Origin of the sequence: Paraburkholderia sp. USG1 (genome assembly GCF_031570135.1) — a bacterium.
Classification (GTDB): domain Bacteria; phylum Pseudomonadota; class Gammaproteobacteria; order Burkholderiales; family Burkholderiaceae; genus Paraburkholderia; species Paraburkholderia dioscoreae.
Window position 1 is genome coordinate 183,405 of the sequence record NZ_JAMWXW010000005.1, and the last position, 14,053, is coordinate 197,457.

The 14,053-nt window shown below is 63.3% G+C and carries 8 protein-coding genes; 5 read left to right on the top strand and 3 right to left on the bottom strand.

What is annotated here, in order from left to right; translation table 11 throughout:
• The first annotated feature begins 39 nt into the window (after positions 1-39).
• The 3 genes from NE850_RS08915 to NE850_RS08925 all read left to right on the top strand — a co-directional run bounded on the left by NE850_RS08915 (position 40) and on the right by NE850_RS08925 (position 7,443).
• Entirely contained in the window at positions 40-5,067 is a 5,028-nt protein-coding gene (locus tag NE850_RS08915) for a non-ribosomal peptide synthetase (RefSeq protein ID WP_310698650.1), read from the top strand.
• A gap of 122 nt (positions 5,068-5,189) precedes the next feature.
• The gene (locus NE850_RS08920; protein ID WP_165189216.1) at positions 5,190-6,560 is read left to right on the top strand and encodes a lysine N(6)-hydroxylase/L-ornithine N(5)-oxygenase family protein; all 1,371 of its coding nucleotides are present in this window, start codon (positions 5,190-5,192) and stop codon (positions 6,558-6,560) included.
• A gap of 40 nt (positions 6,561-6,600) precedes the next feature.
• Positions 6,601-7,443, top strand: coding sequence for a folate-dependent phosphoribosylglycinamide formyltransferase PurN (locus NE850_RS08925; protein ID WP_007178200.1), 843 nt, complete (start codon positions 6,601-6,603; stop codon positions 7,441-7,443).
• Positions 7,444-7,510: 67 nt separating this feature from the next.
• On the opposite strand, the gene NE850_RS08930 is transcribed toward NE850_RS08925, so the two are convergent.
• Positions 7,511-8,209 (bottom strand): hypothetical protein, encoded by a 699-nt coding sequence (locus tag NE850_RS08930; RefSeq protein ID WP_405044812.1) that lies wholly within the window; start codon positions 8,207-8,209, stop codon positions 7,511-7,513.
• Here NE850_RS08930 and NE850_RS08935 point away from each other — a divergent pair.
• On the top strand, positions 8,190-8,672 hold the full coding sequence (locus NE850_RS08935) for a LysR substrate-binding domain-containing protein (RefSeq protein ID WP_232064384.1): 483 nt from the start codon (positions 8,190-8,192) through the stop codon (positions 8,670-8,672). The two genes, NE850_RS08930 and NE850_RS08935, sit on opposite strands and share 20 nt — an antisense overlap.
• Here the strand turns inward: NE850_RS08935 and NE850_RS08940 are convergent.
• Positions 8,669-10,852 carry a TonB-dependent siderophore receptor gene (locus NE850_RS08940; RefSeq protein WP_007178199.1) on the bottom strand — a complete coding sequence of 728 codons (2,184 nt, stop codon included), beginning with the start codon at positions 10,850-10,852 and terminating at the stop codon, positions 8,669-8,671. The genes NE850_RS08935 and NE850_RS08940 overlap by 4 nt on opposite strands.
• A gap of 412 nt (positions 10,853-11,264) precedes the next feature.
• Between NE850_RS08940 and NE850_RS08945 the strand changes: the two genes are divergently transcribed.
• Positions 11,265-13,493 carry an NADP-dependent isocitrate dehydrogenase gene (locus tag NE850_RS08945; protein WP_007178198.1) on the top strand — a complete coding sequence of 743 codons (2,229 nt, stop codon included), beginning with the start codon at positions 11,265-11,267 and terminating at the stop codon, positions 13,491-13,493.
• 107 nt (positions 13,494-13,600) lie between these two features.
• On the opposite strand, the gene NE850_RS08950 is transcribed toward NE850_RS08945, so the two are convergent.
• Positions 13,601-13,831 carry a hypothetical protein gene (locus NE850_RS08950; protein ID WP_007178197.1) on the bottom strand — a complete coding sequence of 77 codons (231 nt, stop codon included), beginning with the start codon at positions 13,829-13,831 and terminating at the stop codon, positions 13,601-13,603.
• Between the last annotated feature and the right edge of the window lie 222 nt (positions 13,832-14,053).

Sequence of the window (14,053 nt, forward strand, 5' to 3'; positions counted from 1 at the left end):
GATCCATCGACCAGCCGACCCGTACTGAGACAACCCAGCATGACCACAGCCAAACCGGATCTGCTTTCCCTCGCGTCGCGCTTCGCGCTGTTGCCCGATGCGCAGCGCAAAGCTTTTCTCACGAAGCTCGACGCCGCCGGCATCGACTTTCGCGTGCTGCCGATTCCGCCGCGCGCCGAGCGGACCGCGAGCGTGCCGGCTTCGTTCGCGCAGACGCGTTTGTGGCTGCATGCGCGGATGATCGACGAACCGGCTGCGTACCACATCACCGAACGCCTGCGGCTCGACGGCGCGCTCGATGCCAACGCGCTGCGGCTTTCGTGCGATGCGTTGATCGCTCGCCACGAAGCGCTGCGGACGACCTTTACCGAAAGTGCGGACGGCGTGTTGCAGACGGTCCATGCGCCGTCGCGCTGCCCGTGGCGCGCGAGCGACGTGAGCGTTTTGCCCGCCGATCAGCGCGAGGCACGCGCCGCCGAGATTGCACGCACCGACGAAGCGAAGTCCTTCGATCTATCCGTCGGGCCGTTGATGCGCGCTCACCTGATTCGCCTCGACGCGACGACTCACTGGCTCGCGCTCACAACGCACCACATTGTCTCCGACGGCTGGTCCGCCGACGTGATGCTGGCGGAACTCGCCTCGTTCTATCGCGCGTATGCGAAAAGTGAAGCGGTGTCGCTTGCGCCGTTGCCGATCCAGTACGCCGACTTTGCGTTGTGGCAGCGCCGCTGGCTCGACGCGGGCGAACGTGAACGTCAGTTGGCATTCTGGCGCGAGCGGCTGGACGCGAATCGCGACGTGCTGATGCTGCCCGGCGCGGCGCCGCGCCCGGCTCAGCGCAGCGCGCGTGGCGCGCGCCATCGTTTCGTTCTCGATGCGGCGCTCGTTCAGCAGGCGAGGACGCTCGCCAATGCGCAGCGCGCCACGCCATTCGCCGTATTGCTGGCGGCACTGAGCGCGTTGCTCGCGCGTTCTTCGGGTGAAACTCAGATCCAGATCGGCGTACCTGCGGCGAATCGCGAGCGCGGCGAAGTGGGCGGTCTCGTCGGCTTCTTCGTGAACACGCTCACGCTCGCCACGCCGGTTCCGCTGGCGCAGCCGTTTGCCGCGCTGGTCGGCGCGACGCAGCAAACGCTGATCGACGCCCAGTCGCATCAGGACGTGCCGTTCGAACAGGTGGTCGAAGCGCTCGGCGTGGTGCGCAGCGCGAGTCATCATCCGTTGTTTCAGGTGATGGCCGCTTATGGCGCGCGCCGCCGTCTGCCTTCGCTCGCGGAGGTGCGCATGACGGAGTTGCCATCGGGCGCACCGTTTGCCAAGTTCGATCTGACGCTGAGTTTCGAGGAACGCGACGACGGTTCGATCTACGCGTATTTCATCTACCCGCTCGACCTGTTCGACGCCGATGCAATAGAGCGCCTCGCTGCGCGATTCGTCGAGTTGCTGTCGAACGCGACGGCGACACCCGCCGCCGCGGTGGGAGATTTGCAGTGGCTGCCGGAATCAGAGCGCGCACAACTCGACGCATGGAATAGTACGACACTGCCGCGCGACACGGCATTCAGGCCGGTGCATCAACGCGTGGCCGATCACGCCCGTGCGCGGCCGGAAGCTCGCGGCGTGGCCGATACGAACCGGTCGCTTACGCGCGGTGAAGTGGACGCACTAGCGACACGTTTGGCACAACGTCTCGTCGCGGCGGGGGTGGGTGCGGAAATGCGGGTCGGCGTGGCGCTGAGCCGCTCGGTCGATCTGCTGGTCGGCCTGATTGCCGCGCTCAAATCAGGTGGTGCATTCGTGCCGCTCGACCCGAGCCATCCGCGCGAGCGTCTCGCACAGATTCTCGACGACGCGCGGATCACGCACGTCATCACGGAACGCGCAAGTCTCGCCGCGTTGCCGCAATCGGACCGTTTGCGTTTGTGGCTGGTCGATGAGGAACCGCAACCCGAGGAGCCCTCCGCGGTGAATGTCGAGTTGCCGCGCGTATCGCCATACCAGGCCGCGTATGTCATTTACACGTCGGGCTCGACCGGCAAGCCGAAGGGCGTAGTGGTCGATCACGGCTCGTTCGCGCTGCATTGCGCGGCGATTGCCGAGCGCTACGGCGCAGGCGAGCGTGACGTTTTCCTGCTGTTCCAGTCGGTCAATTTCGACGGCGCGCATGAAGGCTGGTTCTCGCAGTACATGTCCGGTGCAGCGGTCGCGATTACGGCGGACACGTTGTGGCCGCCCGCGCAAACCTGCCGCATGATGGTCCGCGAAGGCGTGACGATGACCTACGTGCCGCCCGGCTGTGCAACCCAGCTTGCAGAGTGGGCGCTCGCGCACGGTGCGCCGCCCAGCTTGCGTTCGTTGACGGTGGGCGGTGAGGCCACTTCGCGCGAAGCGTTCGCGCTGATGCGCCGGGCGTTTCCGAAAGCGCGCATCGTCAACGGCTACGGGCCGACTGAAACCGTCATCACGCCGATGCTGTGGATGTTTTATCCGACCGACAGCGCCGCAAAATTCGCGGACAGCGCCTATCTGCCGATCGGCACGCTGGTCGGCGCGCGTTCGGCGCATGTGCTCGATGCACGCCTGAATCCGCTGCCGGTCGGCGTGATCGGCGAGTTGTATCTGGGCGGCGAGGGTGTGGGTGTCGCGCGCGGGTATCTCGACCGGCCGGCGCTCACCGCCGAGCGTTTCGTGCCGGATCCGTTCGGCGCGCCGGGCGCGCGGCTCTATCGCACGGGCGACCTCGTCAGGCGGCGTGCGGACGGTGTGTTCGACTTTATCGGCCGCGTCGATCATCAGGTGAAGTTGCGCGGCTTGCGGATCGAGCTCGGTGAGATCGAAGCACAACTCGCCGCGCACGACGACGTGCGCGAAGCCGTGGCGATCGTGCATGGCAAGGGTACGCAAGCGGCGCTGGTGGCCTATGTGGAACTGAGCGCCGAAGCGCGCGAGCGCAGCACACGCGCGGACGCAGCCGAGCTCGACGCGCATCTGCGTCATACGTTGCCCGACTATATGGTGCCGGCGCATATCGTGGTGCTCGACGCATTGCCGCGTAATGCCAACAGCAAGGTGGACCGCGCGGCGTTGCCGGAACCGCAGCGTGTCGAGCGGGCCTATCAGAAGCCCGCGGCCGGACTCGAAACCGCGCTGGCGCAGATTTTCCGCGAAGTGCTGGGTGTGGAGCGTGTCGGCCGCGCCGACCATTTCTTCGAACTCGGTGGGCATTCGCTTGCGGCGGTCCGCGTGGCGACACGCGTCGCCGAACGGCTGGCACGCGACGTGCCGGTGCGCACGCTCTTCGAAGCGCCGACGCTTGCGCAATACGCGCAGCGGGTAATGGCCTCCGCACGCAGCGAAGCGGTCGCGGATATGGGCGATGAACCGTCGAATGGCGTTTCCTCGCATTCACGTATTGCGCCGGACGCGAACGGTGTGATGCCGCTTTCTTCCGCGCAATTGAGCTTGTGGTTCCTGTGGCGCTCGCAGCCGGAGAGTGCGGCCTACAACATTCCTGTCGCGTTGCGTCTGCGTGGACCGCTCGATGTGGTTGCATTGCGCGAAGCGTTTGCTCAAGCCGCCGCGCGACATCCCGCGCTGCGGGTGCGGCTCGTCGAGCGCGATGGGCAATTGCCGGGCCAAAGAGTCGCCGAGCCGGGGCCGGTCGAATTGCCGGTGGTCGATCTTGCCGGCGATCCTTTGCGTACCGAACGCGAACGCGCCGCTATCGCGCTCACCGACGAAGACGCACTCACGCCGTTCCACCTGCTCGACGATGCGCCGCTATGGCGCGTGCGCCTGTTGCGCGTTGCAGAGCATGATCACGTGCTGTCGCTGGTTGTGCATCACATCGTATCGGATGGTCAGTCGATCGATCTGTGGCTCGAAGACCTACGCACCACGTATGTCGCGATCGTGCACGGCGCGTCGCCCGCGGCCTTCGCGACGGTATCGCCTTCACATCAGGATCTGGTCTTGCCGGTTGCCGCGCCGCGAGCGCGCCTGTCGTTCTGGCGCGATGCGTTAGCCGATGCGCCATCGCAAGTGTTGCCTTCGCCGCCATCGGGCCGGGCCGCGTCGCCGAGTTGGAGCGCCGGCCGCCATGCGTTCGAATTCAACCCGGCTCTCGTGCGCCGCGCTCGTTCGCTGGCGCTGGAAGTCCACGCCACGCTGCCCATGTTGCTGCATGCCGCGCTGAACGTCGCTTTTTATCGTGCGACGGGTGCCACGGATCAGCCTGTGGGCGTTCTCGCTTCGACGCGTGAACTGACAGGCGAAGCCGCGCGCCGCGCGTTGGGACTCTTCATCAATGCAGTTGTCGTCCGTACGCGGTTCGCCGGAACGGATACGCCCGTCACGTTGCTTGCCGAAGTCCGCGACGCCGCGCTCGCCGCTTATGCGCATGCGGACACGCCGTTCGCCGACGTGGTGGCGGCATTGCGCACCACACGCACCGAAGCCGGCAATCCGCTCTTTTCGGTGATGTTCAACTACCTGCGGCCGGCGGGGACAGCGCAACGCGATTGGGCCGGTCTCACGCTCGAAGATTTCAACGACGTGCGGCACCGGGTCGTGTTCGAGTTGGAACTGGATGTGGTCGAGCATGCCGACGGACGCGTCACGGGTGCGTTCTCGTATGCGAATGAGCTGGTGGATGGCGCCTTCGTCGAGGCGCTGAGCGACGATTATCTGAATGTCGTGCAGCAGTTCGTCGATGCGCCGCACGAACAACTGGGTGTTGCTTCAGCGCGTTTTGCATTGGAGTCGGTCAGTGCTGCAACGAACGCGGAGCGGAACCCGACATCTCACAGCGAAGCAACGCAGCGCGCCCATACGCTCGAACGCATCTGGAGCGATCTCTTCGAAGGCAACACGCCCGCACATCACGACGATCTGTTCGAAGCGGGCGCAAGTTCGTTCGACGTCGTGCGCTTTGTCGATGCGGCGCAAGCCACCGGTCACGCGCTGGAGATTGCCGACGTGTTCGCCGCACCGACCTTTGCGCAACTGGGGGCGCGGCTCGTTGCGCGCGCATCGAGCGTCGCCGAGTTGCGGGACGGCGCATGAACGTCAGGCCGCTACGAAACCTGGCAAGAAAAAAGCAGTGAATAAAAACCGCATCAATCACGAAAGATCTTTCGCCGGCCGCGCATTCGGCGTGCCGGCTTCCACCGATAAGGACCTGCGACATGCACAGAGACACCGTATTTGATCTGATCGGAATCGGCTTCGGACCGTCGAATCTGGCGCTTGCCGTGCGCCTCGCCGAAGAGGCCGGCGTGCCGGACCTCGCGCATTGTTTTATCGAGCGTCAGCCGGAATTCGGCTGGCATCGCGGCATGCTGCTCGACGACTGCCGGATGCAGATCTCCTTCCTCAAGGACCTCGTGACGATGCGCGATCCGAAAAGCCGCTTCACGTTCATCAACTATCTGTTCGAACGCGGGCGTCTGGCGGATTTCGTCAACCTGAAGAGTTTCTATCCGACGCGCGTGGAGTTCCACGATTACCTGGCGTGGGTGGCGGCGTCTTTCGACGATCGTGTGAACTACGGCCAGACCGTGACCGGTATCGAAGCGGTCAAAGCCACCGCCAGGACGAACGACGTCGAAGCGCTGCGCGTTTTCTCGCGCGATAGCGAAGGCCGCGAATGGCAGCGCGTGACACGGGCGCTCTCGGTGGGTATCGGTGGCGGCGCTCAGGTGCCGGAGGCATTCGCAGCGCTCGGCACGCACAATATCGTGCATTCGTCGCAGTACCTGACTTCGATCGATCGGGTGGTCGGGCCCGCGAGCGGCGCGCGCAAACGCGTGGCGGTGATCGGTGCGGGACAGAGCGCGGCCGAAGTGTTCGTCGATCTGACGCGCCGCTATCCGCACGTGGATGCGAGCCTCATCATCCGCTCGGGCGCACTGAAACCCGCCGACGACAGCCCGTTCGTCAACGAGATCTTCAGTCCCGCTTTCACCGACGTCGTCTACGCGCAGCCGCGCGACGGCCGGCGTGCGCTGATCGAGCGCTTTCGCGACACCAACTACGCGGTGGTCGACCGTCCGCTGATCGAGCAGATCTACGAGATGCTGTATCTGCAGAACGTCTGCGCCGAGCCGCGTCACCGGCTGCTGGCGAACACCGGCATCGAAACGGCGGTGCGCACGGTCAACGGCCGGATTGAACTCACGTTGCGCGACCGTCTGAACGGCCACGCCCGCGCCGAGCAGTTCGACGCGCTCGTGCTCGCCACGGGATATCGCCGCGATACGCATCTGGACTTGCTGGAAGGGCTCGCGCCGCATCTGGGCGATGCGCTCGCGCAAGGCAACGTCGAACGCGATTACCGGCTTGCCACGCCGGCGAGCTTCAAACCGCGCATCTATCTGCAAGGCTGCTGCGAAGACAGTCACGGACTTTCTGACTCGCTGCTGTCGGTTCTTGCGCTGCGCTCCGACGAAATTGCTGCTTCGCTCGCGCATCACGCATTGCAGGACCGGTCGGCGGGGCCAACTGGACAGGCGCAAACAAACGCGACGGGCGCGAGCCGCATGGCCTTTGCTCTTTAATGGAAAACGGCGCAAAGACTCACACACATAGGAACCGACTATGCCGAAGAAAAAACTCGTCTACATCTGGTCGCTGAGAAACGCGGCCGCCGACAAGGCAGGCCAGGAGATTGCGTACAAGAATGGCACGCGCTACATGAAGTCGGTGCTGGAGTCGCTTGTCGAGGCGCTCAACGAAACCGGACTCGGCGATCAGTACTCGCTCGAAAAAGTCATCTATGACGACGACGCCGGCTCCAGCACGGACCGCGAGAAACTGAAGGAATATGGGTTTTCCTACGAGCCAGGCAAGCGCTGGTTCTATCCGCCGAATTTGCGCGTGCAGGGCAAGCCGGTCAACGATCTGCTGCTCGCCATTCCATCGACTTACCGGCGTGAACCGCTCGATGCGCCTGGACGCACGGCAGGCAAGAGCCGCTTTGAAAAGCACCTGCTCGATACGCTGGTGGAGTTGAAGGCGGATATCGTCGTGCTCGACGGTTTGCTGATCATTCTCGACGAACTGGTTCGGCCGGGCGCCCCGTTCTATCGCAAGATCGTGAATATCCACCCTGGCGTGACGCGTGCCGAATCGCCCTATGAGCGGCGCGGCGCTTACGCGACGCTCGACGCGCTCTACGGCGCACGTGGCAAGAAAGTAGTCAACTGGAAGACGATGGAGACTGTGGCGGTCGAGCCGCTGTATCTGACGGGCGCATCGTTTCACTATGTCGACAACGGAATCGATTCCGGCGAGGTGATTCACGACGTGCTGAATACCGAAATCGATAAGGACGATACGATCCTCGAACTCCGCTGGAACAATTTCAACCGCAGTCTTTTTCCTGCTTTGAACGAAGGACTCGCGATCATGGCTGGGCAGTCGGTGCAAGTCGAGGCCTGAGCTAAGGAGCGGCGCGTGCGTGCCGCTTCCGTTGGAGCATGCGCCGTCGTCGATCACGCACTGCTGTTCAGCACGCGTCGCAACGGCTTGCTTGCTGCGTTGCCGGCGCGTGCTTCTGGTGTTTCAGCCTTCGAGACGCGCTGCCGGAAATCACGAAGCCAAGCACGGCGAGCACCCATACGCCGACGCCGCCATAGACCATCACCCAGCCGAAACCCTGCATCAATGCAGCGTGCACGATGCTTCCAGAGGGGTCGATCCGCGCCAACGCGGGAATTCCCGTTTTGACCGCTTCCCCATCTCCTGCTGCAATCTTCTCTGCCAGCCTGCCGAGCAATGCGCTATCGAGCGTCTTCGGCAGCCGCGTCGGCAGATTGAAGCGAATGCCGCCGACCAGGATCGCGCCCATCAACGCGATGTTGATCGCGAGCGTAATCATCCGCGCACTCATGTCGATGCCGGACGCCATGCCCGCGCGTTCCGGGGCAACCGCGGCGGTCGTCGTATTGGTGACGGGCGTATTGGTGAGCCCGAGGCCCGCGCCGGCGACGACGCAACCGGGCAGCATGGTCCACACGTCCGCATGCGCGGCACTGCTGCCGTAGCGCATCAGCAGGAAGCCGAGGCCAATCGTGAATAGCCCTGCGGGTATGGCGATTCCCGAGCCGTAGCGCAGCGCGAGACGCTCACCGAGCGGCGGAAACAGGAGGCTGGGCAGCGTGTAGGCGAGGCCGCTGGCCGACAGCGTGAGTCTCGCCGCGCGCAAGCTCGGCGTGCAGCACGCGAGTATCGGCGCCGCGCCCGCCTATCTGGAGCGGCACGGCACGCCGCGCAGCGTGGACGAATTGCGTGGGCACGCCGTGATTGCCTACTTGCGGGCAGGCTCGGCGCAACCGTGGGATGTGGTCGATGTCGACGGGCAGATCCGCCGCGCGCAGGTTCAGCCGCAACTCGGTTTCGACGACATGCAGGGTATTGTCGATGCCGCGCTTGCCGGATTCGGCCTTGCGTGGCTGCCGAGCTGGCTGCTGGCCCGTTATGCGCAAACAGGCGAGCTGGTGACGGTGATGGAGAATTGTTTCCGGCCTTCTCAGGAGATCCACCTGGTGTGGCCGAAGAGCCGCTATCTGCCGCTGAAAACGCGCTGCGCGATCGACGCGCTGGTCGCGCAGATTCCCGCAATGATCGGGGCGCCCGAGGCGGGCGCCCCTCGTTCAGGTCATGCCTAGAATTGCAGCGTCGCGCTGGCCACGGCGGTGCGCGTCGGCGACGGCGCCACGTAGTAACCCCACGCCGTCGTCCAGTAACGGCGATTGAAGAGGTTATTGATCCCCGCGCGGAACGTCACGTCCTTGCCGGCGATCTTCGTCTCGTACCGGCCGCTCAGATCGAACGTGGTGTATGCCGGCACGAACTGCGTGTTCTGCGCGTCCACCGCCTGGTTGCCGACGTACTTGCCGCCGAACGCCAGCGTCAGCGGACGCAGATACGACGGGTTGTATTCGATCCGGCCCGTCACGGTGAAACGCGGCGCGCCGTAGATGCGCTTGCCTTCCACGGTCGGGTCGTTCACGTCCACGGCCTTCGTGTCGAGCCACATCACCCCGCCCATCACGCGCCATTCGCTCGTGACCGCGAGCCAGCCGCTCGCGTCGAGGCCTTGATAGCGTTTGGTGCCGTCCTGCACGAAGATGTTGTTCACGTTCGTGTAGTTGTAACCCTGATCGACGCGGAACAGCGCGAGGTTGGCGCCCCACTTGGCATGATCGGTTTTGAAGCCGACTTCGTACTGCTTGCTGCGCAGCGGGCCGAACGTGTCCGGGTAGTTGAGGTTGGTGTTCGACGCGGCACCGCCCTGTTCTAGCGACTCCACATAGCTCGCGTACAGCGTGGAGTACGGATCGGTCTTGAACATCAGCGCGAAGGTCGGCGTGACCGGATCGGCGTCGTATTGCGACGAGACCGCGCCGCTCGGGTCGTACACATGCTCGCGATATTGCGTATAGCGCACACCGACCAGCGCCGACAGACGCGACGTGAGCTGCACGGTGTCGCTCGCGTACACGGCGGCCTGCGTGGTGCGCTGCTGACGATACAGGTCCGAGCCGATGCTGACTTCATCGTTGGTCAGCAACGTGCTGCTGTACAGATTGCCGTAGCCGAGGAGGTAGCCGTCGTTCCAGCCCGTGCTGTTGCTGTATTCGGCAGTCTGCGTTTCGAAGCCCGCGCCTACCACCACGTCATGCCTGATGCTGCCGGTGTTGAAATGACCTTGCACCATGCCGTCGACGTTCTGGTAGAAGTAGCGCGTCATGGCCGCATACAGCGTGTTCGAGTAGTTGCCCGCAGGGTCGGTGACGAACAGGAGACTGTCCGAGTTGGTGCGGTTCTCCTTGGCGAAGCGGTATTTCAGGCTCGCGTGCCAGTTTTCGGAGATGCGGTAATCCAGGCCCGTGCCGAACGAGGCCATCTCGGTCTGGTAGTAGTTCTGCGGTTGCGTCAGCGCGTGGGTGACTTTGCTCGCGTCGGGAATGCCGCCGGCGTCGGTGCCGAACATCAGGCCGAACAGCGTGCCGTTGGTTCTGCGCTTCTGGTAGAACGCGTCGGCGCTCCACGTCAGGTCCGGCGTAATGCGGAAGTCGAACGCGAGCGAGGCCACCTGGCGGCGAATGTGGCCGTGGTCTTCGGCGGTATTGCCGTCCTCGTTGACGAGGTTCAGGCGGTAGCCGAAACGGTCGTCATTGCCGAAGCGGCCGCCCAGATCGACCGCCTCCGTGAACACGCCGGCCGACCTGTAGCCGACCGTGACGCTGCGGTAGGGCGTGTCGGTGGGGCGTTTCAACACGTAGTTGACGATGCCGCCCGGCGAGCCGAAACCGTACATGAAGCCGGACAGGCCCTTGAGCAATTCGACCTGCTCGAACGGTTCGAGCGAGAGGTCGGTATCCCACGACGGGAAGGTCTGGCCGTCCACCTTGATGCTGTTCAGTGTGTCGATCGGCATGCCGCGCACGGTGAACATCGAATTTTCGCTGATCGCGTTTTCGCTGGTCACCGATACGGCCGGGTCGTACTTGTACAGATCATTGGCGGTCGTCGCGAACAGATCCTGCGCTTCGTCGCTCGTCACGACGCGGGTGGAGAACGGCGTGTCCACCTGCTTGCGCGAACCCAGCGCGCCCGCGCTGACCGTGTCGGCTTGCGCGACGGCGGTGTCTTTCGACGCCGACACGCTCACGGCCGGCAAGGTCGCGGCCGTGTCGCTTGCCGCGACCTGCGCCCATCCGGACGACGACAGCGTGGAAAGCGTCAAACCGACGCTGGCCAGTAGCCCCGCGCTGAGCAGCGACGGGGTCCAACGTTGGCCGCGCGCAAAAGTTGGGCGGCCGGCGACAAATGAATTCTGCATGTTGTTTGAATTGGGGCAGGTGGCGCAGTTGCGCACCAAAGCTGTGCGAAGACTGCGCCGTTCTAGCGAGTGATTGTCAGAAAAATGGGTGAAACTGAAAGGAACGGTCGAATGGTAATGCATCTGATTCGCATTAACAAATTATTTCGTACATCAGGTCATCTATAAGACATCTGTCTTATGGCATAGGGCAGATGGCCGTAAGCCTTATCCAGCGGGGCTCGACCCCGTTGGGCGCAGTTTCTGGATATGTTTGTTTCGCAGCGAATAGAGGAAAACACGCATATACTGACGTCCTGGCCGTAAAAAGTAGTGCCGAGCCTCGCGCTGCGTTTTGCTGCTTCGTCGCAACCTCGCCGGCTCAGCGCTACCAAACGCTCTGTCTATCACTTCACCTAGCAAAGCATCGAACATGTCCACATCGCCGAAGATCATCTACACCCTGACTGACGAAGCGCCTGCTCTGGCGACCTACTCGCTGCTGCCGATCGTCAAGGCGTTCACGCGCTCGTCCGACGTGATCGTTGAAACGCGCGACATTTCGCTCGCCGGCCGGATCATCGCTGCATTTCCCGACTACCTGAGCGCGGAACAGAAGGGTTCCGACGATCTGGCGGAACTGGGTGGACTCACCACGCGTCCGGAAGCGAACATCATCAAGCTGCCGAACATCAGCGCGTCGGTGCCGCAACTGAAGGCCGCGATCGCGGAACTGCGCGACAAGGGCTACAAGCTGCCGGCCTATCCGGACGTCGCAACGACCGACGCCGAAAAAGACGTCAAGGCCCGCTACGACAAGATCAAGGGCAGCGCGGTCAACCCGGTGCTGCGCGAAGGCAATTCGGACCGCCGCGCGCCGCTGTCGGTCAAGAACTACGCACGCAAGCATCCGCACAAGATGGGCGCCTGGAGCGCGGACTCGAAGTCGCACGTCTCGCACATGAGCGACGGTGACTTCTACGGCAGCGAAAAATCGGCGCTGATCGCGGCAGCCGGCGCGGTGAAGATCGAACTGACGGCCGCGGACGGCTCGAAGACGGTCCTGAAAGAAAAGACGCCGGTGCTGGCGGGCGAGCTCATCGACGCTTCGGTGCTGTCCAAAAACGCGCTGCGCAGCTTCATCGAGGCGGAAATCGCCGACGCGAAGGCGAAGGGCGTGCTGTTCTCGGTGCACCTGAAGGCCACCATGATGAAGGTGTCGGATCCGATCATCTTCGGCCACGTGGTGTCGGTGTTCTACAAAGACGTGCTGACCAAGTACGCCGACGTGCTGGCGAAAGCCGGCTTCAATCCGAACAACGGTATCGGCGACCTGTACGCGCGCCTGAAAGATCTGCCGGCCGAAACGCGCGAAGCGATCGAAGCCGACATCAAGGCGCAATACGAACAGCGCCCGCCGCTGGCCATGGTCAATTCGGACAAGGGCATTACCAGCCTGCACGTGCCGAGCGACGTGATCGTCGACGCGTCCATGCCGGCCATGATTCGCGAGTCGGGCAAGATGTGGGGTGCGGACGGCGCGCTGCACGACGCCAAGGCCGTGATTCCGGACCGTTGCTACGCCGGCGTCTATCAGGTGGTGATCGAAGACTGCAAGAAGCACGGCGCGTTCGACCCGGTCACGATGGGCACGGTGCCTAACGTCGGCCTGATGGCGCAAGCCGCCGAAGAATACGGTTCACACGACAAGACGTTCCAGATCCCGGCAAACGGCGTGGTTCGCGTAACGGACGCAGCCGGCACGGTGCTGCTCGAACAGGCGGTGGAAGCGGGCGACATCTGGCGCATGTGCCAGACCAAAGACGCGCCGGTTCAGGACTGGGTCAAGCTCGCGGTCAACCGCGCTCGCGCCTCCAACACGCCCGCCGTGTTCTGGCTGGATCCGGTCCGCGCGCACGACGCCCAGATCATCAAGAAGGTCGAACACTACCTGAAGGATCACGACACCAACGGTCTGGACATCCGCATCATGACGCCGGTCGAAGCGACGCAGTTCTCGGTCGATCGTATCCGCGCCGGCAAGGACACGATTTCGGTCACCGGCAACGTGCTGCGCGACTACCTGACCGACCTGTTCCCGATCATGGAACTGGGCACCAGCGCGAAGATGCTGTCGATCGTCCCGCTGATGGCAGGTGGCGGCATGTTCGAAACCGGCGCGGGCGGTTCGGCGCCGAAGCACGTTCAGCAACTGGTTGAAGAAGGTTTCCTGCGTTGGGATTCGCTGGGTGAATTCCTGGCGTTGGCCGCGTCGCTCGAGCATCTGGGCAATGAGTATCACAACCCGAAGGCGCTGATTCTGGCCAAAACGCTGGACGAGGCAACCGGCAAGTTCCTCGACAACGACAAGTCGCCGGCGCGCAAGGTTGGCGGTATCGACAACCGCGGCAGCCACTTCTACCTCGCGCTGTACTGGGCGGAAGCACTGGCCGCGCAAACCGAAGACGCCGCGTTGCAGGCACAGTTCGCCGGCGTGGCGAAGGCGCTGGCTGAGAGCGAAGCGAAGATCGTCGAAGAACTGGGTGCGGCACAGGGCAAGCCGGTAGACATCGGCGGTTACTATCGTCCGAATGTCGAACTGACGAGCAAGGCCATGCGCCCGAGCGCCACGCTGAACAAGATCGTGGACGCGATTGCTTAAGACGCTGAAGAAGCGTGCAGCAATGAAGTAAGTGGTAAGCATGACGATGGCGCTCTCGAGCGCCATCGTCATTTTTGTTTCCACGTGGGCAGCGGCCATACCTGCCATCACACGTGAACGATTTCCCAGTCGCTGAGCTTCTCTGGAATTTCGAGCGTCGCCGTGTCGTCGGCGTCTGGAAGGTGCGGGCAGATCAAGCCGCGTGCGAGGTCGTCGGCTGCCTGTTGCGGGCTCGCAAACTCGCCGAGCGTTTCGTTGCCGTAGGTGGCTTCCCAGCCGTCCTGTCCCGGCAAAATGTAGAACGCTCCCTGATCCGAACCAAAGCGAAAGCCTTTCATTTTTAGTCTCCCAATTGCCAATTAAAAACCGCGGTGCCGGGGCGGCTTCGTGCGCGAGGTTGGGAACCGTCAGACAGGGTTTCCGTCTCGTCCAACCTGGCTCGCCTATTGAAGCGCCGGCTCTTGTAAAAGAGTCTACGTCAGCAGGCAGCGGAGCAAGTGGTTGTTGGACGCTTCATTCTATCAAAAATTATCGTTTAAAAATAAAGACTTACAGTCATA